This is a genomic window from Rhodanobacter hydrolyticus (assembly GCF_044904645.1).
Genome location: NZ_JADIKK010000008.1, coordinates 3,430,761 through 3,454,062, shown reverse-complemented (window position 1 = coordinate 3,454,062; position 23,302 = coordinate 3,430,761). Strand labels below are relative to the sequence as shown.

Sequence of the window (23,302 nt, the reverse complement as noted above, 5' to 3'; positions counted from 1 at the left end):
CCTCAGCTGGCCTTGAGTTGCGGTGCCGGCGCCACCGCGCAGGCGCGCCATGCGGGCAGCAGCCCGGCGACCAGGCTGGCCATCACTGCGACCACGAAGGTGAACAGGAACATCGACAGATCCAGATGCGCGAGGCTGGCGTACTCGGCGGGCTGGTGGCGTATCCCGAACAGGCCCAGCTCGGCGAAGCCGAGTCCGAGCACGCCACCGACCAGGCCGACGATGCCGGCTTCGACCATGAACTGGCCGAAGATCGCACCACGCGTGGCGCCCAGCGCACGACGCACACCGATCTCGCGCGAGCGGCGCAGGCACTTGGCCAGCAGCAGACCGACCGTGTTCAGCACGCAGATCAGCAGAAAGCCGTACGCCAGGCCGGCTTGCAGCCGCACGTCGTCGGGCACTACCTGCTGGTCGCGCAGCCAGCCCATCAGATCCAGCAGCGCGGTCTCGTCGCGACTGAAGCGACCCTGGGCCACCTGTTGCTTCGCATAGTTGGCGAGAAACGTCCGGTAGTCGGCCACGGCCGCCTGGTCCGGCAGTTCCGCCCACACGCCCAGCCACATGCACGGCGCGGCCGCGAGGTTGTCGACATCGGTGACTGCGTTGTAGCACTCGATGTCCTGCGGCCCCATCTTCAGATCCATGGCGGTCTTCAGCGGCAGGAACATCGCATCGCCATCGCCGCCGTAGTCATGGCCGCCCAGGTCCAGCGCATAGAAGCGCGGCTGCGGCGACCACGGCTTGAGCACGCCGACGATGCGGAAGTCGTGGTCGTTCATGCGGATCGTCTTGCCCACGCTGTTGGCGCCGCCGAACAGCTTCTGGTTGAGGAAGCCCGCGATCACGATCACCTGGGAGCCGCCCTCGTCGTCCGCCGCCGTCCAGCCGCTGCCGTACTCGAACGGCGCATCGAACAGGCCGAAGAAATCCGCCGTCGTCTGCACTCCGTCGCTGTAGAAGGGCCGCTCGTTGGCCCGCTGCGGCGCGATCTTGCCCGAGGTCAGCGCCACCGCCGCCTGCCGCTTCGCGCGGTGCGCGTGCAGCAGGAACATCGCGTCGACGTAGGTCATCGTCGCCGGCGGCTCGGTCTGGCCGGCGATATAGCCTTCTTTGGCGTTGGGATCGACCTGCGGATAGAACAGCTGGCCGCTCTTCTGCGGCAGCGGGTCGCCCGAAAGCAGTCGCAACACGGTCGTGGTGGTGATGCAGGCGCCGATGCCGAGCGCCAGCGACAGCACCATCAACAGGGTGAGCACCTTGTGGCGCTTTAGGCTGCGCAAGGCGAGATCGAGGTAATAGCCGAACATATCCTTTTCTCCTTACTGCATTCCCTTCTTCCGCAAACGGAAGAAAAGAGAGGGAAACTCACACGCTGCGCGTCGCCACCACCGGCGGCACGTTCGCTGCCCGCAGCGCGGGGCCGAGCACGGCCAGCTGGCCGATGCCCCACAGCACCAGGGCGCCCACCGGAAAGTAGATTCCGGGCAGCCGCGGCAATTCGTAATGCAGCATCAGGAACAGGTTGATGCCATAGGCCAGCACCATGCCGAGCGCGATGCCGAAGCTGGCCAGCAGAAAGTTCTCGGCCTGGAAGTAGTGCAGGATGTCGCCGCGGGTGGCGCCCAATGCGCGGCGCACGCCGATGGTGCGGCGACGCTGCCCCACCCAGAAACTGGCGAGGCCCACGATGCCCAGCGCAGTCACGGTGAGCAGCGCCAGGATCACGCCCACCAGGATGCCGGCCATCGCACGGTCGCCGGCGAAATACTCGCGGCGCGCATCGTCGTAGGTGCGCTTCACCAGCACCACGCGGTTGGGATCGAGTTGCTTCAGCTTGGCCACCGCGGCCTTGAGTATCGCTTCGCGATCCTGCGGCGCCGTGCGGAGGATGTAGCTGGAGCCGTCGGCTACCGTCATGCGTATCGGTAGTACCGTGCTGTACTGGACTCCCTGCTCCAGCTGTTTCGGCCGCGCCAGGCTTGCGACCACGCCGATGACGCGGAACGGCAAGGCGTCGCCGAAGTAAACCGTCCTGCCCAAGGCTTCCTGTCCCGGCCAAAGGCGTTCGGCAAGACCTCGGGTAAGAATGATCTCCTGCGGCAGGCCACGCGCATTGCCATCGTGCAGCGCCTGCACCGCCGCATCGAAGTCGACGTATTCGCTGGGCTGGAAGTCGCGCCCTTCCACCAGTTCGGCGCCAAGCGTGCTCAGCAAGCCGGCGCCGCCCATGAACTCCGCGACCTGCGCGGTCCCCTGCTGCTGGTGCGGATCGAGCATGATGCTGCCAGTGGAATCACTGCAGCAGCTGAAGGGCATCTGGTTGGTCATCGCCGCCTGCCGCACTCCGGCGATCTGCCGCAGGGCAGCCAGATCCGTGGCCGATTGCGCTTTGGCATCGGCGTTCTTGCCGATGGGGCCCAGCTGGATCTGCACCAGCTCGTGCTCGGCGATGCCACTGGGAAGATCCATGCGCTGCAGGCGCTGCCCGATCAGGAACACCGCGTTGCAGACGATGGCGCAGGTCAGCGCGATTTCCAGTATCAGCAGCCACGCCGTGGTCTTGTGCCGCCGCAGGGTGGAAAAGATCGGTCGCAGCTCCATCGTGGCGTCCTCAGTTGCTCTTCAATTGCAGGGCGGGCGTCACCTGGCAGGCGCGCCATGCGGGCAGCAGGCCGGCCAGCAGGCTCGCGCCCAGTGCCAGCAGGAAGGTGGCCAGCAACATCAGAGGATCGAGGTGCGCCAGCGGCGCGTATTCCGCCGGCTGCCGGCGTACCAGCCACAAGCCGACCAGCGCCAGCAACAGGCCGCCCACGCCGCCGATCAGCCCGACCACGCCGGACTCCACCAGCAGTTGCGCGAACAGCGCACGACGCGAGGCACCCAGCGCCCGGCGCACGCCCAGTTCGCCGGCACGGCGCAGGAACTTCGCCAGCATCAGGCCCACCGTGTTCACCAGGCACACCAGCAGGAAACCGAAGGCCAGCCCCGTCTGCAGGCGCACGTCGTCGGGCACCACTTGCTGGTAGTCGAGCCACTGCATCACGTTGCGCAGCCGGACGTTCGGCGACCGCTGGAAACGCCCCAGCGCCTTCTGCTGCTCGGAATAGTGGACGAGGAATTCCTTGTAGGCGGCAACCTCGGCCGGGCTGTCCAGTTGCACCCAGAGCTGCATCCATGCGCAGGGGGAATCGTGGTCCGGCGCCTGACCGGCGCCGCCGTTGCCCCAGCAGTTGACGCTGCCGTCGTGGGCCATGCTCAGGTCCTGCGAGGTGGACAGCGGTATGAACACGCCTTCGTCCTCGTTGTAGCTTTTGCGGTTCAGGTCGTAGAAGTTCGGGTTGGGACGCCAGTCGCCGGTCACGCCGACGATGCGGAAGGCCGCACCATCCAACCGCAGCGTCTTGCCGGTGCTGTCGCCGCCGCCGAAAACCTTGTCGTTGAACCGGCTGCTGATGACCGCCACCCTGGCATGCGCCTCGTCTTCCGCGTCGCCCCAGGCGTGGCCGTACTCGAAGGGCACGCCGAACATCGGAAAGAATCCGGTCGTGGTGAAGCGCGTGTCCTCGTAGAACGGATCAAGCGTGCTGTTGTCGGGTTGCACCGCCACGTCGCCGCCGGTCATCAGCGCCTGCCGATCGGCGCGTTTCGCCTGCAGCAGGTTCATGCCGTCGATCCAGGTCAGCTGGTCCATCGGCTCCACCTTTCCAGGCACGTAACCATGGCCATCGCGCGGATCGAGTTGCGGGTAATACAGCGATCCGCTGCGTCCAGGCAGCGGATCGCCTGACAGCACGTGCAGCACCGTGAGCGTGGTCATCGACGCGCCGATGCCCAGCGCGATCGCCAGCACCATCAGCGCGGTGAGCGCGTTGTTGCGCCTGAGGCTGCGCAGTGCCAGATCGAAGTAGTAGCCGAACACGCTGTGCATCTCCCCGGTTGGCCCCTCTCCCATCTGCGGGAGAGGGGGATACAGCGAAAGCTCAAGCCGCCCGCGTAGCCACCACCGGCGGCACGTTGGAGGCGCGGCGCGCAGGATTGAACACGGCGCCCTGCCCCAGCAGCAGCACCAGCACCACGCCGGCCAGCACGTAGAACATGGGCATGCGGTCCATCTCGTAGTGCTTCATCAGCAGCAGGTTGAGGCCGATGGCCAATGCCACGCCGACCACCGCGCCGATGCCGGCGATCAGCAGGTTTTCCATCTGGAAGTAGTGCAGGATGTCCACCTTGCGCGCGCCCAGTGCGCGGCGTACGCCGATCTGGCGATGGCGCTGGCCCACCCAGAAGCTGGTGAGGCCGACGATGCCGGCAGCGGTGACGCCGAGCAGGATCACGCAGATCACGCCCATCAGCGCGGCCATGCCGACGTCGGCGCGATAGGCATCGCTGCGTATGTCGGCGAACGATTTGACGCTGTCGTCGTCGAGCACGCGCAGGGGATTGACCTTGTACAGCAGGGGCGTGGTGGCCTTCATCGCCGCCAGCAGGCGACCCGGCTTGGCGCGCACGGCGTAGCTGGACGAATTGCCGTTGAGGCGCACCGGTTCGATCGTCGCATTCCAAGCGAAGCTGCCGGCCCAACTGCCCGTCGAAGGCACCTGCAGGCGCTCGACCTCGCCGATGATGGTGCTGGGCGTACCGCTGCCGTCGAGGTAGACGATCTTGCCCACCGCACTGCCCTTCGGGAAGAGCTTGTCGGCCAGTGCCTTGGTCACGATCACCACGGCGGGTTCGCTGGTGTTGCGGAAGCCCTTGTTGGTGACGTCGCCTGCGTTGAAGTCGCGTCCGGCGATCAGGTGCAGGCCCAGCGTATGCACGAAATTCTCGTCACCAAAGTAGTAGGTGGTCCGCGCATTTCCGTCGAGCAGCTTGGCGTCCGCATTGAGCGACATCGCGCCGTTCCAGCTCTGGTTGAGCAGCGGCAGCGAATTCGTCGGCGTCACCGAGGCCACGTCCGGCATCGCGCGCAGCGCAGCGAGATCCTCGCGCTGCATGGCGTCCATCTTCTGGATGCTGTCCGCATCGTCGCCGGTGGGCGCACCTACCCATTGCTGGGAGACGAGGTACAGGTCCTGCTCCTGGAGGCCGGTGGCGCGATTCACGCGTTCCACGCGATGGCCGATGATGAAGACCGCGTTGCAGACGATGGCCAGCGTCAACGCGATTTGCAGCGCGATCAGCACTACGCCTGCCTTGTGCCTGCGCAGCGCCGAGATCATGGGATGCAGTTTCATGGCGCTCTCCTCAGTTGCTCTTCAGCTGCCACGCGGGTTGCACGCGCGAGGCTCGCCAGGTGGGATACAAACCGGCCAGCACGGTGGCGATCACCGCCACCACCAGGGTCATGGCCAGCAGCGACACGTCCAGCCTCGCCAGCGCGGCGATGTCCTTCGGCAGCACCCAACCCACGCAGGCCACGCCCACGCCGGTGAGCAGCAGGCCCAGCACGCCCCCCGCCGCACCGACCATGCCCGCCTCGGTGAGGAACTGCGCATACACCGCCGCGCGCGGAGCACCCAGCGCGCGACGCACGCCGATCTCGCCGCTGCGGCGCAGGAACTTCGCCAACAGCAGCCCTGCCGTGTTGACCAGGCAGACGATCAGCAGGCCCAGCGCCACCAGCAGCGACACCTTGGTGTCGTCGGGCACCACGTGCTCGGAGTCCAGCCATGCGGGCAGGTCGCTCAATTTGTATTTGGGCGCCCAGTTGAAGCGGCCGGCCTGTTGCTGCTGGCGCATGTAGCCATCGAGGTAGTTCTTGTAGCTGTCGACGTCGGTGGCGCTGTCCAGCTCCACCATGTAGGCGATCCATACGCAGCTCGAATGCTGCAGGCCGATGAAGCCCGCTTCCTTCGGGATCTCGTTGCAGTTGGTGTTGCCGTTGTTGGGCATGCCCACGTCGATGGCGGTATTGAACGGCAGGAACACATCCTCGGCGCCGTCGCCGACGAAGCCGCCGGTGTTCACCACGTCGTAGTAGCGCGGCTGCGGATTCCAGCGGTCGACCACGCCGACCACGCGGTAATCCTTGCCCTCGATGTTGACGCTCTTGCCCACGCTGTTGACGTCGCCGAACAGCTTCTGGTTGAGCTTGTCGCTGAGCACCAGCACGTGCGAGCGGTTCTGGTCGTCCTGCGCGCTCCAGCCGCTGCCGTACTTGAACGGCGCCTCCACCATCGGGAAGAACTCGCTGAACACGGCATGGCCGCTGACGTTGATCGGGTGCTTGGCGGCATCCGCCGGCACCACCGACGGCGACACCTGGTACATCGCCGACTGCAGCTTGCCGCGGTGGTCGCGCATCAATGCCAACGCGTCGGTGTAGTCGAACGCATCGGAGATATCGGTATAGCCACCCTTCTTGCGGCTGTCCGGTCCCCAGATGTCGAGCTGGGGCACGAACAGCCGGGACGACTTCCACGGGATCGGATCGCCCGACACGGCGCGGAACACCGACCACGTGGTCATCGATGCGGCCACGCCGAAGCCGATGGCGAGCACCATCAGCAGGGTGAGGCCGGGGCTGCGTTTCAGGCTGCGCAGTGCCAGGTCAAGGTAGTAGGCGAACATTTCGTTCTCTCCGGGGTTTGTCTCCTCCTGTTCATCAGGAGAAGACGTTTGCCTTCCCTCCCCTGCAGGCAGGCGAGGGATCAAAAACGTCACACCGAACGCGTCGCCTCGACCGGCGACACGCGCGAGGCGCGCAGCGCCGGCGCCAGCACGGCACCCTGTCCCAACAGAATCAGCACGAGCACACCAACGCCCACGTAGGCCATCGACATGGGACTCATCGCGAAGCGGGTCACCGTCCACAGGTTGAAGGCGATCGCGAGCACGGTGCCAAGTGCCACGCCCGCCGCACTGATGAGGAAGTTCTCGGTGAGGAAATACGTGAGGATGTCGCGTTGCCGTGCGCCCAGTGCACGACGCACGCCGATCTGCTTGCGGCGCTGGCCGACCCAGAAGCTGGTGAGCCCCACGATGCCCGCGGCGGTGATCGCCAGCAGTACCACGCAGATGATGCCCATCAGGACGGCGATACCGCGGTCGCTGTCATATGCCTTTTGGCGGATCGTGGCGTAATTCTGGATGCCGTCCTTGGGATCGATGATGCGCATGGGGCTCTGCGCGTACAGCGCCTTCGGCGCCTCGCGCATGGCGTCGGCAAGCTGGCCGGGTTTGGCACGCACGATGTAGTAGATGCCGCGCGAATCATCCGCCCGCATCGGCCAGATCAGCGCCTGCCCGGCATACGAGGTGCTGTACTGATCCACGCCTTGCCGGTGCAGTGGATCGACGATGCCAACTATGGTGCTTGGCGTGGTTCCCATCGCATAGAAGCTCTTGCCCAAGGCGTCTCCGGCTGGGAACAGGCGATCGGCCAGCACCTTGCTCACGATCACCGTCGCCGGAGTGATGTTCTGCTGGGTGCCCAAAGCAACCACTTCGTCCGGCCGGAAATTCCGCCCAGCGACAAGTCGCAGACCCAGCGCATCGATGAAGTGTTCGTCGCCGGTGTACACCGCCGTATCCGTGGTCGGCTTGGTCTGGTCGGGCGCCATGGTGACGAGGTTGTCCCAGCCGCGGCCCTTCAGCGGGTAACCGCTGGCGGGCGCGGCATCAAGCACGGCAGGCAATTGCCGCAACGCAAGCATGTCGGCACGCACCTGCGCATCGATCTGCGTGGTCGGCTGGTTGACGTCGGCCCAGAAGTTGGCGATGACGAATACGTTGGCCTCGTCCACGCCGCTGACTTCGGACAACTTGGCCAGCCGCTGGTGAATGATGAACAGCGCGTTGCACACAATGGCCAGCGTCAACGCGATCTGCAGCGCGATCAGCAGGGTGCCCGCCTTGTGCCGGCGCAGCGCGATGAGGATGGGGCGGATCTGCAAGCTCATGGTCGCCTCCTCAGCTCGACTTCAATTGCCAGGCGGGCTGCACGTGCGCCGCCCGCCATGCCGGATAGAACGCCGCCAGCACAGTGGCGACGATGGCCACCACAAGCGTCAGACCCACCAGCGAGAAATCGAGCCGCGCCAACTGCGCGATTTCCGGCTGGAACAGGATGCCCACGCCGGAAACACCCACTGCGGTAAGCAGCAGCCCCAGCAAGCCGCCAGCCAATCCCACCGTGCCGGCCTCGGTCAGGTACTGCGCGTAAATCTCGCCGCGCGTCGCGCCCAGCGCGCGGCGCACGCCGATCTCACCGGCGCGGCGCATGAACTTCGCCAGCAACAAACCGATGGTGTTGACCAGGCAGATCAGGAAGAAGCCCAGCGCCACCGCCAGCGAGATGCGGCTTTCCGGGGGCACCACCTGCTGGTAGTCCAGCCACTGCGCCACGTCGCGCAGGCGTACGTTGGGTGCCCAGTTGAAGCGGCCAGCGTGCTGTTGCTCGGCGGCATAGTGGGTGAGGAACGCGTGATAGCTCGCGACTTCGGCGGCGCTGTCCAATTCCACCCATGGCGTGATCCACACACAGGTGCTCTGCGTGTACTCGGCCCAGCTGATGTAGCTAAGCGCGCCGCGACAGCTGTTGCTGCCGGCGGTATACATGTGCAAGTCCAGCGCACGGGTAACCGGCAAGTAGAAGTCCGGCTCGCCGCTGAGCTCGCCTAGACCGGCAAAGCCGTTGGTACTGAACAGGTCGTAGAAGCGCGGGTTCGGGTTCCAGTGGCTGGCGACTCCCACCACGCGATAGTCATGACCACTCAGGTTGACCGTGCGTCCCACGCTGTTCGCGCCACCGAACAGCTTCTGGTTGAGCTCAGTACTGATGACGACGTCTGCGGCACGCGCGTCATCGTCCAGCGCGCCCCAACCGCCACCGTAGCGGAACGGCACCTCGAACATCGCGAAGAAATCATCGTCCACGGCATAGCCACCCACGTTCAGCGGCAGCTCGTGGCTGGCATCGGGCATCACCGCGAGTTGCACCGGATACAGCAGCGTCTGGCGTTTCGCCGCATGTGCATGCAGCAGCGCCATCGCGTCCACGTAGTCCAGTGCGTTCGGTGGTTCTCCACCCTTCAGGTTCTGCTGCGGCCCCCAGCTGTCCACTTGCGGCGTGAACAACTGCGCTGACTTGTCGGGAATCGGATTGCCCGATACAGCACGAAATACGGAATACGTGATCATCGACGCAGCCACGCCGAAGCCAATCGCCATCACCATCAACGCGGTAAGCGCGGGATTACGGCGCAGGCTGCGCAAGCCGAGTTGGAAGTAGTAGGCGAACATGCCGTCACTCCGAGGTTGAACATCCTCTCCTGCGGGAGAGGTCCGTAGCTGTTTCCTTCTCCCGCAGCTGGAGAAGGAAGCAGTGTTATTGCAGCAACCCGTTCACCGCTTCCAGGTCGTGCATGTCGATGGTGCCTGCGGCCTGCTTGAGCAGCAGCTTGTCGAGGACGAACTGGTACCTGGCCGCGGCGTACTGGCTCTGCGTCTCGGCCAGGTTCTGGATCGCGAAAACCACACTGGTCAGGGTCTGCGTACCGATGGAATAACCCGCGCGCATCGAGGTCAGCGATTTCTGCGCAGCGTCCACCGCGTCACGCGCACTGCCCACCTGATCGATGCCGTCGTTGACCAGGTTGAAATAGTTGGCGACGTCACGCGCAGCCTGACGGCGCTGGCTTTCCAGCGTGCCGAGATCGGCATCGCGCTGGTAAAGCGCCTGCTTGACCTGCGCATGAACCAGGCCGCCGCTGAACAGTGGAATGTTGAGCGTGAGGCCCACGGTGGTGGTGGCCGGTCCGTAGGCGGCGGTGCCCGGCATGCTGTTCGACCACTGGCCGAATTTGTTGTAGCCCACGCCCGCGGTAAGCGTGGGCAGGTGGCCGGCGCGCGCGGCCGACACCTTGTGCTCGTCGCTGGTCACGGCGTAGCGCGCGGCAAGCACGGTGGGGTTGGTCTTCATCGCCGCGTCCACCCACGTCTGTTCGTCGTTCGGCTGCGGTGCCTGCATGGGGATATCGTCGCGCAACTTCTTCAACGCATCGATCGGTTTGCCGGTGATCTGTTCCAGTGCGCGACGCGCGTCCTTGAGATTGTCCTCCGCGCTGATCCGCATACCTTTGATGTACAGGTAGTACGACTTCGACTGGTTGACGTCCGCCTCCATCGACAAACCGCTCTTGAAGCGCGTGGAAGTCTGCTCGAACTCCGTCTTGTAGCCGTCCTCGTAGGCGCGGTCGATGTCCAGCATGTCCTGTGCCTGCAACACGTTGAAGTACGCCGTGGCCACGCGCACGTAGAGGCTCTGCAACGCGGCCTGGTAGGTCTGCTCCTGCGAGTCCCTGGCCGCGCCCGCCGCACGCAGGTTGTCGATGGCGGACAGGTCGAGGATGGACTGGCTGAGGTTGCCGGAGAGGTTGCGGTCACGCGTGTGACCGCCGCTGCCGGTGCTCACGATGTTGCCGTTGCTGCTGGTGGTCTCACCGCCACCGCCGTGGATCTGATCCACCTCCAGCGCGCCGGACAACTGCGGCAGCAACGCCGCGCGCGCCACCGGCACGCCCTCGGCCACCATCAGCCGCTGCGCATCGGCCGTGGCCAGCACCGGATCGTTGGCGATGGCCTGCCGGTAGGCATCCATCAAATCCTCGCCGTGCCCCGCGACGGGGGCGACGGCGAGCAGGAGCAGCACGGGCAGCAGCTTCAGGCGCATGGATGAGACTCGCGATTGATGGATACGTGGACGGCCATGCGCGCTCAGGCCTGACTGGCGTTGCCGCGGCCGGCGGCCACGCTGGCGTGGAAGCGCGGATCCTCGGACAGGTCCACCACCTGGCCGTCGATGATGTGCACGTTGCGCTGCGCGCGTGCTGCCAGTTCAGGATCGTGCGTCACCATCACGATGGTGGCGCCGTCGCGGTGGATTTCCTCCAGCAGCTCCATCACGCCACGTGCCATCTGCGTGTCGAGGTTGCCGGTGGGTTCGTCGGCGAGCAGCAGACGGGGCGAGCCGGCCAGTGCACGCGCGATCGCCACGCGCTGCTGCTGGCCGCCGGAGAGCTCGGCCGGGTAATGCTTGAAGCGCGAGGCCAGGCCCACGCGCTCCAGCGCGTCCATGATGCGCTGCTTGCGCTCGGGCGCCTTCATGCCGCGGTAGCGCAACGGCACTTCCACGTTGTCGAACACATTGAGGTCAGGGATCAGGTTGAACGCCTGGAAGATGAAACCGATCTTCTCGTTGCGGATCTTCGAGCGCGCGTTGTCGTTGAGCTGGCTCACCTCGATGCCGTCGAGGTGGTACTCGCCTCCGGTGAAGGTTTCCAGCAGGCCGGCGATGGTGAGGAAGGTGGTCTTGCCCGAGCCGGACGGACCAGTGACGGCGACGAACTCGCCTTCCTTCACGTCGATATTGAAATCGCGCAGCGCGTAGGTCTCCACCACTTCGGTGCGGTAGACCTTGGACAGGTGGGTCATCTTCAGCATGGTTCACGTTCCTCGGTGGTGGTGGATGGTTCTTTGAAGCCCCTCTCTGCGAGAGAGGTTGGGGGAGAGGATTCGGCTGGAACGAAACGTTGTGCTCCGCCCGTACCCTCTCCCGCCCCGCGGGCACCCTCTCCCGATGGGAGAGGAAAAGCCCTTACCTGCTAATCGCTACGCGCTGCGCGCCCTTGAAGCTGTCGGTACCGGAGATCACGATGCGGTCGCCTTCCTTCAGACCCTGCAGGATCTCCACCTTGTCGATGCTGCTTTCGCCGACGCGGATCGGAGTCTTGGTGGCGATGCCGTCGGTGACGACGTAGGCATAGCTGCCGCCGGACTCGTCGACGAAAGAGCCACGCTGCACGGTAAGCACGTTGCTGCGCTGGTCGAGCAGGATGCGCACGGACAGGCGCTGGTTCTGGCGTAGCTCCTTCGGCGTGGTGCCTTCGAAGCGCACGCGGGCGGCCACTTCGCCGTTCACCACTTCGGGCGAGATCGCGCTGACCAGGCCCTTCCAGGTGGTGCCGTTGCCGCTGATCTCGCCGCCCATGCCGATGGCAAGGTCGCGCGCGAAGCTCTCGGGCACCTGCACTTCCACTTCCAGCGCGGTGAGGTCGATCACGCTGAGCAGTTGCGCGTCCTTCGCCACCGTGGCCACCGGCGCAATGAACAGCTGGCCGACCTGGCCGTCCACCGGCGACTTCACGTTGAGGTTGTCCACCTGGCGCTGCAGGTCCTGCACCACCAGCATCTGGTTGTCGTGCGCCAGCTTCTTCGCCTGGATGTTGAAGTTCAGGCTGTCGTTGTTCATGCCGAGATCGGCCTTGGCGTGGTCCAGCGCGATGCGCGCCTTTTCCAGATCGTCCTTGGCCTTGTCGACCGCGACTCCGGTGGAGGCGCCGGCGGCGTAGGCCTTCTGCTCGCGGTCGAGGTTGTTGGCGGCGCTCTTCGCGTCGATCTGCGCGTTGTCGTAGGCCTTCTGCAGGTCGCCGCGCTTGGTACGGGCGTCCACCTGCGCCTGCAGGTAGTCAACCTGCATCCCATCAGCCTTGGACTGTTCCTGCGCCAGCTTGTTGCGCAGCTCGGGGCTGTCCACCACGGCCAGCACCTGGTTCTTCTTCACCACGTCGCCGGCGTGCACCAGCAGCTTCACCGCGCCGCCGTAGGTGGCGTAGAGCGTGGGGCTGTTCGCCGCCACCACCTTGCCCTCGGCGGCGATGTCGCGCACGAACGGCCCGCGCTCGACGGTGGCGAAGGCCAACCGCGACGCGCTCACCGAGGCATCGGCGGAGAAGAGGCGAAGGATGCTTGGCATGACGAACGCCAGCACCACCAGCAAGGCCACGCCACCGCCAATGAACAGCAGGCGGCGCTTGCGGTTGGGCTTGACCTCGACGATGCGGTCTTGCGCGGAAGTGTCGCGGATCATCGTGTATTCCCCGGCCGCGGACAGTGCGACCCTGCCCTCATTTCAGCAATCCGCATGCCAACCCGAAACTCCACAAAAACACCTTTGATTACTGCAACTTGCGATCACGACACCGAGGCCACCCGGTGTCCGCGGACACTGCGCGGACAACGGACAGGGCAGTGCGGTCTGGTGCCGAAAAGCTCGGTGGACGCAGCAATTCGCGGTTTGAGGGCGTCGGATGGTTTGCCGATCCGCCTTGAAGCGGCTTGCCTGATGTCCGGAAAGTGCAGGGCTGCACTTTCCGGGCTCGCTGCACCCAGACCAGGTCCGGGTGCAGTTCCACCGGTCAAGCGTAGCGCTTGACCGGTGTGCGATCCGTCCGTGGATCGCCCTGATCGGCGGCCTGCGGCCGCCGATCAGAAGTCCTGCTTGAAGCGGACGCCGAAGGTGCGCGGCTGGCTGTAGCCGGTATAGACCTGCCCGTCCGGATACAGCGACGATGCGCCGTGGGCGCCGCAGATATCCACGCCGCACTCGGCGAACTTGTACTGTGCCGCGTGTGCATTGAACGCGTTGTTGAGGTAGAGGCTGGCCGTCCAGCTACCCTTCTCGAAACCCGCGGAAAGGTTGACCAGGTTGTACGCCGGCAGGTCGCCGAACAGGCTGTTCTCCTCGACTCGCAGGTCGGTGCTACGCTCGCCCACGTGCACCAGGGCGCCCTGCACATAGGCGTCGTTGTCGCCCAGGTCGAAGGTGTAACGCGCGATGAGGTTGCCCTTGAAGCGCGGCGTGATCGGAAGGTGGGTGCCGGTGGGCGCCTCCGGCCCGGTCACGGCGTCGCCGGTTTGCGGGTTGATGGTGCCGGCTGGGCAGTTGGTGACCGGGTTGCCTGCGTTGTCCGTGAAACCGCAGTAGTTCGAGGTCAGCTTGGCATCGTAGAACGCGACGCCTGCGCTGAGATTCAGGTGGTAGCTGGCCTGCCAGACCAATTGCGACTCGAAACCGTCGATGCGCGCGGAGCCCGCGTTCTTGATGATGGTCAGGCCGTTGGGGCCGAGGATGTTGAACTGGAAATTGTTCCAGTTCTCGCGGAACACGGCGCCGTTGAACGAGAGGCGGTTGTCGAGCCAGGAGGTCTTCCAGCCGAATTCGAAGTTGGTCAGGAAATCCGCCTGGTAAGGCGGTGTATCGCCCGCACGGTTGATGCCACCCGGTCGAAAACCCTCCGAGTGGGTGAGGTAGATCATCGCGTCGTGCGAAATGTTCCAGGTCAGGTTCGCCTTGCCCAGCGAACCGCTGTCCTTGACTGACTTGTTGAAGTCCAGGCATGGCGCGCCGAGGAAGGGTGAGGCGTTGATGCAGCCGGCCTGACCGTAGCTCGAGGTGGGGTCGAAGCCGGTGCTGTAGCCGTAGAAGCCGTAGAGGTTGTTCTTGGTCCGGTAGTAGCGCTCGCCGACCGTCATGGTGAGCACGTCGGGAATGAAGTCGTAGGACAGCTCGCCGTACACCGCCTCGTTGTAGTCGTAGCGCATCTGCCGGGTCAGCCAGATCGTGTTCGGCCAGCCGGGCACCGACAGCGAGGACGCCAGGCCGTCGATCTGGTAGTCCTGCATGATGTCGTGCTTGTCCTTCTGCCAGAACGCGCCGGCCACCAGGCGCAAGCGGTCGTCGCTGGGCGAGGCGATGCGCAGCTCGTGGCTGCTGTCGGTGTAGTGGTCGCGGTCGGTGATGAACTGGGACGGATTGATCAGCTGGCCACTGTTGTCAGTGATATAGCTGCCCCAGCCCTCCAGCGTGTCGTACCAGAAGGAGTAGTCGCTGTAATCGGTCGCTTCCTCCTGGTTGCGCTTGAGATGCGAGTAGTTGTAGGTGAGATCGAAATCGCCGATCTTGCCCTGCACGGTGAGCGCACCCTGCCACCAGCGGTCGTCGACATATTCGGGATAGAAGTGGGTGACGTCCTGATAGCCGACGGTCGGGTCGCTGGCGAAGGTGCCGTGCGAAATGGTCTGCTGACCCATCAGGGTGGGGGTGATCGACCAGTTGTCGTCCAGGTCCACCTTGAGCGCGGCGCGGCCGCCGCTGGTGTTGACGTCGTTGTAGTCGTTGCGGGCATGGCCCACGCACTGCAGCGTGGCGCTGGGCACGCAGTTGTCCGCGTTGCTGATCGTGATGCCGGAAGTCGGGTAGGTGCGGGTGCCGGCCACGTTGTCGACATAGCCGGCATCGTGCTCGTGCCAACCCACCAGGCGGATCGCCGCGTCGCTGCTCAGCGGAATGTTGAGCATGCCCTCCACGGTGCCGCCGATGCCGCCATGCGTGACCGTGTTGGTATCCAGCGAATAGTTCGCCGCGAAAGCGCTGGGGTCGGGCTTGTTGGTGATGATACGCAGCGCACCGGCCTCGGCGCTGGCGCCGTACAACGTGCCCTGCGGTCCGGCCAGCACCTCGATGCGGGCGATGTCGTACATGTGGATGTCGAGCGGCCCCTGGATCGTGGTGATCGGTTGCTCGTCGAGGTATACGCCCACGCTGGGTTGCGAACCGGAGTGGTTGGTGTTGCCGCCGCTGGCCACGCCACGCATGTAGATCGAGGCGAAGCCCGGTCCGGTGGCGATGCCGCCGCCGCCTTCCTGGAAATCGACGCTGGGCAGGTATTGCACGTAGTCCTTGAAGCCCTGCACCTGCAACGACTGGAGCTGGTCGTTCTCCAGCACGTTGATGCTGATCGGCACCTTCTGCAGGTTCTCGACGCGCTTCTGCGCGGTCACCGTGACCTCGCTCAGGGTGGTGGTCTTCGGCTTCTTCGCCGGCGGCGTTGCTTGCTTCGCCGTCGCCGTCGCCGTTCCGCCCTGCCCGGCAGGTTGCCCTGTGTCCTGGGCAATGGCCGGCGCGGCGATGGCCAGGCAGATAGCCGCCGCCAGCGGCAGCCGGGCTACCCGGACCCGCCGCATCCCCATGATCCGTTTCAATCTACTCGTGTGCATAAACCCTCCCCAGGCAAGTCCACGACTGTCGATCGTTGTCGAACTGCTACTCCCCTTCCGGCGCCTCCGGATAACTCTCCAGCACCGGCCCCAGTGCCGATGCCAGCGGCTCCAGCCACGCCATGTAATGCCGCCAGTGATCCAACCCCTCCCGGTAGATCGGCTGGCGTACCTGCTCCGAGCTGGGCGTGCGCACCGGCCGCGGATTCTTAAAAAAACGCAGACACCCGTCTTCGAACGGCAGACCGCAATAGTCGAGCAGCCGGCGTACCTCGCCCTCGGTGTCCTCGACCATGCGCTCGTACGCCACGCGGTGGACGCGTCCAGGCAGCACGGCGTCGAAATGCGCCATCAGCGCCACGTAATCGCGGTAGTAGCGCCCTACGTCCGTCAGGTCGTAACTGAAATGCTGCCCGCGCGCGAAATGCTGCTTGAAAGCCGAAAAGCCGCAGGCCAGCGGATGTCGGCGCGCGTCGATGATCTTCGCGTTCGGCAGCATCAATTGGATCAGGCCGATGTGCATGAAGTTGTTCGGCATCTTGTCGATGAACAACGGTGCCGGAGTCTTGCGCTGGATCCGGGTGTGCGCCAGGTAGCGCTCGCCGAGCGCGCGCAGCGCGTCGGCATCGAGCGCCGCCAGCGCAGCGTGATAGGGCATCGCCTCGTCGGTGTCGCCCTGCTGGCGCAGCAGGCGGGTGATCGAGATGATCTCCGGCAACTCCATCGTGCCTTCGACCTGGCTGTGACTGGAGAGGATCTGTTCGATCAGGGTGGAGCCGGCACGCGGCAGGCCGACCACGAAGATCGGATCGGGTGCCGTACTGCCGCCACCGGCGCGCGCAGCGAAGAAATCGCGGGTGTAATGCTCGCGGATGTAGCGCACCCGCGCGCTGGTGTCGTCGGCGCTGTAGTGCAACTGCGCGCGGCGGATCGCGTTGCCTTGCGCGTAATGGCGGAACGACGGTTCGTACTCGCCGGCATCCTCCAATGCCTTGCCGACGGCGAACTCCAGATGCAAACGGTCGCCCTCGGCCAGATCCGCGCGCGCCAGCTGCGCGCACATCGCGGCCAGTTCGTCTGCGCCGAAGCGGAAGGTCTTCAGATTGGCCAGGCTCCACCAGACTTCGCCGAACGAGGGTTCGAGTTCCAGGCTGCGGCGATAGGCGGCGACGGCGCGTTCGAGATGGCCGGCAGTCTTCAGCGCATGGCCGTAGCTCACCCACAGCTTCGGCGTGTCCGGATAGCTCTCCACCAGTTCGGCGTAGATGCGGATGGCCGCTTCGTAGTCGCCGACCCGGCACAACACCGCCGCCTTCAGGTTGCGGCAACTGGCGTCGCCGGGATCGGCCGAGAGCAGGCGCTCGATCTCGGCCAGAGCCTGCTCCGGCAGATTGCTTCGATGCAGGACCAGCGCGTAGTTGCGGCGCGCCTCGCGGAAACCGGGCGCCAGCTCCAGGCAGCGCTCGAGCAGTTGCAGGGCGTCCTCGTTGCGGCCCAGCCGGGCGGCGACCTCGGCGAACATGCGGATCGCCGCCACATCGGTGGGCACCTGCTTCAGGTGCGCGCGCAGCTGTTGCTCGGCCTCGGGAATGCGGTTCTCGACCAGGGCGACGGCGGCGGCCATCAATTGCGGATCGCGGGTGGAATGGCGCACGTGTCTGGCATACGCCGCATCGCCAGCCTCCTGCTCGCCGGCCGCCATCAGGCAATCGCCGAGCACGCGCCAGGCCTGCGGCAGATCCGGCTTCAGCATCACCGCCCGGCGCAGCGCGGCGATGGCTTCCTGCCCGCGGCCGCTACGCGCCAGGGCCACGCCCAGGTCGAAGTGGATCGCCGCCCAGTTCGGCTGGGCGCGCGCCAGCGGCGCGAGGACGTCCAGCGCGCCAGGCAAGTCACCCTGCAGCGAACGCGCCGTCGCCAGCAATTGCAGGGCGCCCGGGTGACCGGGAGCCGCGTGCAGGATCTCGTCGAGCTGCCCGACCGCCAGCGCCGGATCGCGCTCCAGCAACCGCGCGGCGTGAACCAGGGCCTGCTCCAGCGTGCCGGTGACGACGACTTCCGTCATGCGCCGGCTTGCCGCGACGATGCGACAGGTACCTGTGGGGCAATCCCCGAACGGCACGGCAGGAACACAGCGCGTGGCATGGGCAACGGCAGCTCCTCATTGGGTTCGCGGCAATCTAGCATTCGAATCCGGCCGGCAGATAGTGGCACGACGGTGGCGCTGCGACGATGGACACACTCGCCGTGATCGGACATACACTGCCGGAACGCGCCGAGCGGGGACGCCGATGAAGACGATGGCCCGTTGCGCCCATGCCACCGGGGAATCGAAGCCGTCATGACTGCCGACACCAGGGTCGAGGAACTCAATCGCGCGCATGCCCTGCCCGCCCGCTACTACGCCGGCGAGGCGATGCTGGCGATGGAGCAGCGCGCGGTATTCGCACGCAGCTGGCAGTTGGTCGCGCAGCAGGGGCAGCTGGCCGAGCCGGGCGACCACGTGGTCGAGCAGGTGGCCGGCGTTCCCATCCTGCTCGTCCGCGGGCAGGACGGCGTGCTGCGCGCCTTCCCCAATGTGTGCCGCCACCGCGCTGGCCCGCTGGCGCTGTGCGACGGCAAGGGTATCCGCGCGCTGCATTGCAAATACCACGGCTGGACCTACACGCTGGAAGGCCAGTTGCGCAGCGCGCCGGAGATGCAGGACGCCTGCGACTTCAAGGTCGAGGACATCCGCCTGCCGCCGCTGCGCGTGCAGGAATGGCAGGGCCTGGTGTTCGTCGCGCTGGCCGCGGAGGTGCCGCCATTCGATGCGGTCTACGGCGGCATCGCCGAGCGCATCGCGCCGATCGACCTGTCGGCGATGCGCTACCTGCGCCGCGACACCTACGACATCGAATGCAACTGGAAGGTCTACGTCGACAACTTCCTCGAGGGCTACCACCTGCCGCATGTGCACCCCGGCCTGTCGCGCGTGCTCGACTATCGCGCCTACGACACCGAGCTGTTCCCGTGGCACTCGCTGCAATCCTCGCCGTTGCGCAACAGCAGCGAGATCTATGGCGATGGCGAGGCCTTCTACTACTTCGTCTATCCCAACGTGATGCTCAACATCATGCCCGGGCGGCTGCAGACCAACCGCATCCTGCCGCTGGGGCCCGGTCGCTGCCGCGTGGTGTTCGACTACTACTACGCGCAGGATACGGGCGCGCAGGCGCGCATCGCCGCCGACCAGGGTTTCAGCGATGAGGTGCAGCACGAGGACATTGCCATCTGCGAGGCGGTACAGAAGGGCCTCGCCTCCGGCCGCTACGTGCCCGGCCGGCTGAATCCAAAACGCGAGAGCGGGGTCTGGCATTTCCAGAACCTGCTGCGCGCGGCCTACGCCGGGCCTGCCGGGGAGTCCGCATGAGCAACAACGCGGCCGCCGCGCACGGCGAGCGCAAGATCGGCTTCTGGACCTGCACGGCGCTGGTGATCGGCAACGTGATCGGCATGGGCATCTTCGTGCTGCCGGCATCGCTGGCGCCTTACGGCTTCAACGCGCTGATCGGCTGGGGCATCGTGCTGGCGGGCTGCCTGGTGCTGGCCCGCGTGTTTTCGCAACTGGCCCAGGCGTTGCCGGACGTTGGCGGCCCTTACGGTTACATCAGCCACACGCTGGGCAGGCTGACGGCGTATCTGGCGCTGTGGTCGTACTGGGTGTCGGTGTGGCTCACCAATTCCGCGCTGGCGACGGGCGTGGTCGGCTACCTGGTCGTGGTGTTCCCGCCGCTGGCCGCGCTGCCGCCCATGTGGTTCGCGCAAGGCCTGTTGTGCGCGCTGGTGGCGGTCAACCTGTGCGGCGTGCGCAGCAGCGGCGGCATGCAGATCCTCACCACCGTGCTGAAGCTGTTGCCGATGCTGGCGATCGCGTTGCTGGGCGGCTGGGTGCTGCTGACCTCGCCGGCAAGCTACACCGCGCACCTGCCCGCCACGCCGATCACCCTGGGCGGCGTCACCGCAGCCTCGACCATCGCCCTGTTCGCGATGATCGGCATCGAATCGGCCAGCGTACCGGCGGCACGCGTGGACGACCCGGCACGCACCATCCCGCGCTCCACCATGGTCGGCGCCATACTCACCGCGGCCATCTACATCGTCGTCTCGGCCGTGCCCTTGCTGCTGATCCGGCAGCAGGAACTGGCCGACGCCAGCGCGCCGTTCGCGCTGCTGATGGAACGCTATGCCGTCGCCGGCTCCGGACGCTGGCTGGCACTGTTCGTGGCGATCAGCGGGCTGGGCGCGTTGAACGGCTGGACCTTGCTGGTGGGCGAGCTGACCTGCACGATGGCCGGCAACGGCGTCTTGCCCGCCGTCCTGGCGCGTCACAACCGCCAGGGCACCCCGGTGGTGGCGCTGCTCGTCACCGGTGCGCTGGCTTCGGCGATGATCGCGATGAGCTACAGCAAGTCGCTGGTGTCGGCGTTCACCTTCCTCACCCGGGTGGGCACGGCCGCCAGCCTGCCGCTCTACCTGTGCTGCGGACTGGCGCTGGCCGTGTTGTGGCGCAGGCGCAACGCCGCCTGCGCCACGCGCCGGACCATGATTGTCGCGAGCGTCTGCGTGCTGTTCGTGGTGTTCGCCTTCGTCGGCACCGGCCGCGAACCTTTTCTGTACGCACTCGGGCTGATCGCCGCGGGCCTGCCGCTGTACGCGCTGATGCGCCTGCGTCGCCATGCCGGCCCGACCATCGGGGTGCTGCCGGAATGAGGGACCCGCGCTACGACATCCTGTTCACCCCGCTCAGGATCGGCCCCGTCACCGCGAAGAACCGATTCTTCCAGGTGCCGCACTGCAATGGCATGGGCCACGCGATGCCGCTGGCGCATGCGGCGATGCGCGAGACCAAGGCCGAAGGCGGCTGGGCAGTGGTTTCCACGGAGGAATGCGAGATCCACCCCAGCGGCGACCTCACGCCTTACGTCGAGGCGCGGCTGTGGGACGACCGCGACATCCCCGCGCTGGCGTTGATGTGCGACAAGGTGCACGCGCACGGCGCGCTGGCTGCGCTGGAGCTGACCCACAACGGCCCCACCGCGTCGAACCTGTATTCGCGCGAGGTACTGCTCGCACCTTCAGCGCAGCCCACCAAGTACGGTTATCCGCACCAGGCGCGCGAGATGACGTTGCACGATATCCGCGAGTACCGGCGCTGGCACCGCGAGGCGGCGATCCGCGGCAAGCGCGCAGGCATGGACATCATCTACGTCTACGCTGCGCACGACCTGTCGCTGGCGATGCACTTCCTGCAGCGACGGCGCAACCGGCGCAGCGACGAATACGGCGGCCCGCTGGAGAACCGCGTGCGCCTGCTGCGCGAGGTGCTGGAGGACACGAAGGATGCGGTGGGCGACCGCTGCGCGGTGGCGCTGCGCTTCGCCACCGAGGAATTGCTTGGCCCCGGCGGCGTGGAACTTGCCGAGGCACAGGACATCGTGGGCATGCTGGCCGAACTGCCGGACCTGTGGGATGTGAACCTGGCCGCCTGGTACAACGACTCGGTGCCTTCGCGCTTCGCCGCCGAGGGTGCGCAGGAGCCCTTCATAGCCTTCGTCAAGAAGAGCACGAGCAAGCCGGTGGTGGGCGTTGGCCGCTTCACTTCGCCCGACACCATGGTGTCGCAGCTCAAGCGCGGCGTGCTGGACATGATCGGCTGCGCGCGGCCGTCGATCGCCGATCCGTTCCTGCCGCGGAAGATCGAAGAGGGCCGCATCGACGACATCCGCGAATGCATCGGCTGCAACATCTGCGTCTCCGGCGACATGACCATCTCGCCGATCCGCTGCACGCAAAACCCGACCATGGGCGAGGAATGGCGCAAGGATTGGCATCCCGAACGCATCGCGCCAATGCGCACCCCGACCCGCGTGCTGGTGGTCGGCGCCGGCCCTGCCGGACTGGAAGCCGCGCTTGCCCTGGGCCAGCGCGGCTGTGATGTGAGCGTGGCCGAGGCACGCCGCGAACTGGGCGGACGCGTCACCCGCGAGTCGCGCATGCCGGGGCTGGCCGAATGGGCGCGCGTGCGCGACTGGCGCGTCGGACAGATCAACAAGCTGGCAAACGTGGCCGTCTATCTCGACTCGGCGCTGAGTGCCCAGGACGTGCTCGACTTCGGTGCCGAGCACGTGGTGCTGGCTACCGGCTGCCATTGGCGCCGCGACGGCTACGGCCGCAGCAACGGCTTCGACATCCCCGGCTTCGCCGACAACCCGTGCGTGTTCACCCCCGACGACCTGATGGACGGTCGCCTGCCACAAGGCCGCGTGGTGGTGTTCGACGACGACGGCTTCTATCACGGCAGCGTGGCGGCCGAACTGCTGCGCCTGCGCGGCTGCGACGTGGTGCACCTGACCCCGGACGACGGCATCGCGCCGTGGAGCCAGCACACGCTCGACTACCGGCATATCCGGAAGCGGATGGCCAAGCTGGGAATCGAGGCGCTGGTATCGCACGACATCGTCGGTTACGACGGCGGCACGCTCACCGTCGAGGACGTCTGGACCCATCAGCGCTGCGAGCTGGCCTGCGATGCGGTGGTCACCGTCACCGCCCGCCTGCCCGACGATGCGCTGTACCGGGAATTGAAGCAGCGTGAGGCTGAGTGGTCCGATGCCGGCATCCGCAGCCTGCGCTGCATCGGCGACGCCGAGGCACCAGGGCTGATCGCGCACGCGATCTACGCCGGCCATCGCTACGCCCGCGAACTGCAGGAACCGCGCACCGGCGAGCTCGCATTCAAGCGGCATTTCCACACTCCTGCCGCGGACGACCTGCTTCGCTCGCGCTAAGAACCTTGTTCGCGATCTCCCTGCCCTGCCTGCGCACACACGATGCGTCCGAGCAGTTGCCGGCCCAAAGGCGACAACCGGGCAGCCGTTTCGCCGCGCAGCAAATCAAGGCCATACAGCCGCTGGCGATGGAAGCGCAGCGGGTGGGCGTCCAGCGCCCGCAGGTGTGGCGGCGGCGGCACCGATATCGGTTTGCCAAGCGCCAACAGGCGGTCCCAGCCCAGGTAGTCGGTATCCGGCAGAAGATGCAGGCGCAGGCAGGGATGCCCCTCACGATCGATGCCGTCGATCCACTCGCGCGGACCATCCGGTGCGATTTCGCTGGCCGCCAACAGCCAGTCCACCCGCAACAGCGGCGCCAACTCGGGTGCCGCCACCAGCACCTTGCACGGCCGCTGCGGCAGATCCTGGCCGCAGACAACCAGCGGCATGTACAACACGCTGCCGAGTGCCGGCAGCGCGGCGGCCAGCGTCGCCGGCGTCATGCGCAGATGGCGTCGACATACATCCCCGCGTGCGGCCTGCGGGCATCGCGTCAGTCGTTGTCGCCACCATGGACCATGCATCGGCCGCCTCCAGCGTCACGAACGCGTACCATCCGATCCGCAATAGCGCGCGCGCCGTCGCCCGCT

The 23,302-nt window shown here is 66.2% G+C and carries 16 protein-coding genes; 3 read left to right on the top strand and 13 right to left on the bottom strand.

Features of this window, described 5'->3' with window-relative positions; translation table 11 throughout:
* Positions 1 to 2: 2 nt before the first annotated feature.
* From ISP25_RS18100 to ISP25_RS18045, 12 genes are all read right to left on the bottom strand, one after another.
* Positions 3 to 1,310, bottom strand: a complete 1,308-nt coding sequence (locus ISP25_RS18100; protein ID WP_404615854.1) for an ABC transporter permease — start codon at positions 1,308 to 1,310, stop codon at positions 3 to 5.
* A gap of 58 nt (positions 1,311 to 1,368) precedes the next feature.
* Complete coding sequence (locus tag ISP25_RS18095) at positions 1,369 to 2,604, bottom strand: ABC transporter permease (RefSeq protein ID WP_404615852.1); 1,236 nt, start codon at positions 2,602 to 2,604, stop codon at positions 1,369 to 1,371.
* 10 nt (positions 2,605 to 2,614) lie between these two features.
* Positions 2,615 to 3,922 carry an ABC transporter permease gene (locus tag ISP25_RS18090; RefSeq protein ID WP_404615850.1) on the bottom strand — a complete coding sequence of 436 codons (1,308 nt, stop codon included), beginning with the start codon at positions 3,920 to 3,922 and terminating at the stop codon, positions 2,615 to 2,617.
* A 61-nt stretch (positions 3,923 to 3,983) separates the two neighbouring features.
* Entirely contained in the window at positions 3,984 to 5,237 is a 1,254-nt protein-coding gene (locus ISP25_RS18085; RefSeq protein WP_404615848.1) for an ABC transporter permease, read from the bottom strand.
* A gap of 10 nt (positions 5,238 to 5,247) precedes the next feature.
* Positions 5,248 to 6,573 carry an ABC transporter permease gene (locus ISP25_RS18080; protein ID WP_192156939.1) on the bottom strand — a complete coding sequence of 442 codons (1,326 nt, stop codon included), beginning with the start codon at positions 6,571 to 6,573 and terminating at the stop codon, positions 5,248 to 5,250.
* Positions 6,574 to 6,662: 89 nt separating this feature from the next.
* On the bottom strand, positions 6,663 to 7,904 hold the full coding sequence (locus ISP25_RS18075) for an ABC transporter permease (RefSeq protein ID WP_404615846.1): 1,242 nt from the start codon (positions 7,902 to 7,904) through the stop codon (positions 6,663 to 6,665).
* A gap of 10 nt (positions 7,905 to 7,914) precedes the next feature.
* Entirely contained in the window at positions 7,915 to 9,246 is a 1,332-nt protein-coding gene (locus tag ISP25_RS18070) for an ABC transporter permease (protein ID WP_404615844.1), read from the bottom strand.
* Positions 9,247 to 9,331: 85 nt separating this feature from the next.
* Positions 9,332 to 10,675 carry a TolC family outer membrane protein gene (locus ISP25_RS18065; RefSeq protein WP_404615842.1) on the bottom strand — a complete coding sequence of 448 codons (1,344 nt, stop codon included), beginning with the start codon at positions 10,673 to 10,675 and terminating at the stop codon, positions 9,332 to 9,334.
* Between the two features lie 44 nt (positions 10,676 to 10,719).
* Positions 10,720 to 11,445 carry an ABC transporter ATP-binding protein gene (locus ISP25_RS18060; protein WP_404615841.1) on the bottom strand — a complete coding sequence of 242 codons (726 nt, stop codon included), beginning with the start codon at positions 11,443 to 11,445 and terminating at the stop codon, positions 10,720 to 10,722.
* Between the two features lie 154 nt (positions 11,446 to 11,599).
* Complete coding sequence (locus ISP25_RS18055; RefSeq protein ID WP_192156949.1) at positions 11,600 to 12,871, bottom strand: efflux RND transporter periplasmic adaptor subunit; 1,272 nt, start codon at positions 12,869 to 12,871, stop codon at positions 11,600 to 11,602.
* Between the two features lie 398 nt (positions 12,872 to 13,269).
* Complete coding sequence (locus tag ISP25_RS18050; RefSeq protein WP_404615839.1) at positions 13,270 to 15,807, bottom strand: TonB-dependent receptor; 2,538 nt, start codon at positions 15,805 to 15,807, stop codon at positions 13,270 to 13,272.
* 79 nt (positions 15,808 to 15,886) lie between these two features.
* On the bottom strand, positions 15,887 to 17,905 hold the full coding sequence (locus ISP25_RS18045) for a tetratricopeptide repeat-containing sulfotransferase family protein (protein WP_404615837.1): 2,019 nt from the start codon (positions 17,903 to 17,905) through the stop codon (positions 15,887 to 15,889).
* A 276-nt stretch (positions 17,906 to 18,181) separates the two neighbouring features.
* On the opposite strand from ISP25_RS18045, the gene ISP25_RS18040 reads away from it, so the two are divergent.
* The 3 genes from ISP25_RS18040 to ISP25_RS18030 are packed head-to-tail and all read left to right on the top strand — an operon-like array spanning position 18,182 to position 22,670.
* Positions 18,182 to 19,252: an aromatic ring-hydroxylating oxygenase subunit alpha gene (locus ISP25_RS18040; RefSeq protein WP_404615835.1), complete on the top strand. Its 1,071-nt coding sequence runs from the start codon at positions 18,182 to 18,184 to the stop codon at positions 19,250 to 19,252.
* Positions 19,249 to 20,592 (top strand): APC family permease, encoded by a 1,344-nt coding sequence (locus tag ISP25_RS18035; RefSeq protein ID WP_192156962.1) that lies wholly within the window; start codon positions 19,249 to 19,251, stop codon positions 20,590 to 20,592. The genes ISP25_RS18040 and ISP25_RS18035 overlap by 4 nt, the downstream gene beginning before the upstream one ends.
* Positions 20,589 to 22,670 carry an oxidoreductase gene (locus tag ISP25_RS18030; RefSeq protein ID WP_404615833.1) on the top strand — a complete coding sequence of 694 codons (2,082 nt, stop codon included), beginning with the start codon at positions 20,589 to 20,591 and terminating at the stop codon, positions 22,668 to 22,670. Before ISP25_RS18035 ends, ISP25_RS18030 begins: the two co-directional genes overlap by 4 nt.
* On the opposite strand, the gene ISP25_RS18025 is transcribed toward ISP25_RS18030, so the two are convergent.
* Positions 22,667 to 23,155, bottom strand: a complete 489-nt coding sequence (locus ISP25_RS18025; RefSeq protein ID WP_404615831.1) for a hypothetical protein — start codon at positions 23,153 to 23,155, stop codon at positions 22,667 to 22,669. The two genes, ISP25_RS18030 and ISP25_RS18025, sit on opposite strands and share 4 nt — an antisense overlap.
* Positions 23,156 to 23,302 lie beyond the last annotated feature (147 nt).

What these genes read in the sequence shown, in the direction of transcription:
- ISP25_RS18100 (WP_404615854.1), bottom strand. Translation starts at nt 1,310, where the DNA reads ATGTTCGGCTATTACCTCGATCTCGCCTTGCGCAGCCTAAAGCGCCAC.
- ISP25_RS18095 (WP_404615852.1), bottom strand. Translation starts at nt 2,604, where the DNA reads ATGGAGCTGCGACCGATCTTTTCCACCCTGCGGCGGCACAAGACCACG.
- ISP25_RS18085 (WP_404615848.1), bottom strand. Translation starts at nt 5,237, where the DNA reads ATGAAACTGCATCCCATGATCTCGGCGCTGCGCAGGCACAAGGCAGGC.
- ISP25_RS18080 (WP_192156939.1), bottom strand. Translation starts at nt 6,573, where the DNA reads ATGTTCGCCTACTACCTTGACCTGGCACTGCGCAGCCTGAAACGCAGC.
- ISP25_RS18075 (WP_404615846.1), bottom strand. Translation starts at nt 7,904, where the DNA reads ATGAGCTTGCAGATCCGCCCCATCCTCATCGCGCTGCGCCGGCACAAG.
- ISP25_RS18070 (WP_404615844.1), bottom strand. Translation starts at nt 9,246, where the DNA reads ATGTTCGCCTACTACTTCCAACTCGGCTTGCGCAGCCTGCGCCGTAAT.
- ISP25_RS18065 (WP_404615842.1), bottom strand. Translation starts at nt 10,675, where the DNA reads ATGCGCCTGAAGCTGCTGCCCGTGCTGCTCCTGCTCGCCGTCGCCCCC.
- ISP25_RS18060 (WP_404615841.1), bottom strand. Translation starts at nt 11,445, where the DNA reads ATGCTGAAGATGACCCACCTGTCCAAGGTCTACCGCACCGAAGTGGTG.
- ISP25_RS18055 (WP_192156949.1), bottom strand. Translation starts at nt 12,871, where the DNA reads ATGATCCGCGACACTTCCGCGCAAGACCGCATCGTCGAGGTCAAGCCC.
- ISP25_RS18050 (WP_404615839.1), bottom strand. Translation starts at nt 15,807, where the DNA reads ATGCGGCGGGTCCGGGTAGCCCGGCTGCCGCTGGCGGCGGCTATCTGC.
- ISP25_RS18045 (WP_404615837.1), bottom strand. Translation starts at nt 17,905, where the DNA reads ATGACGGAAGTCGTCGTCACCGGCACGCTGGAGCAGGCCCTGGTTCAC.
- ISP25_RS18040 (WP_404615835.1), top strand. Translation starts at nt 18,182, where the DNA reads ATGACTGCCGACACCAGGGTCGAGGAACTCAATCGCGCGCATGCCCTG.
- ISP25_RS18035 (WP_192156962.1), top strand. Translation starts at nt 19,249, where the DNA reads ATGAGCAACAACGCGGCCGCCGCGCACGGCGAGCGCAAGATCGGCTTC.
- ISP25_RS18030 (WP_404615833.1), top strand. Translation starts at nt 20,589, where the DNA reads ATGAGGGACCCGCGCTACGACATCCTGTTCACCCCGCTCAGGATCGGC.
- ISP25_RS18025 (WP_404615831.1), bottom strand. Translation starts at nt 23,155, where the DNA reads ATGACGCCGGCGACGCTGGCCGCCGCGCTGCCGGCACTCGGCAGCGTG.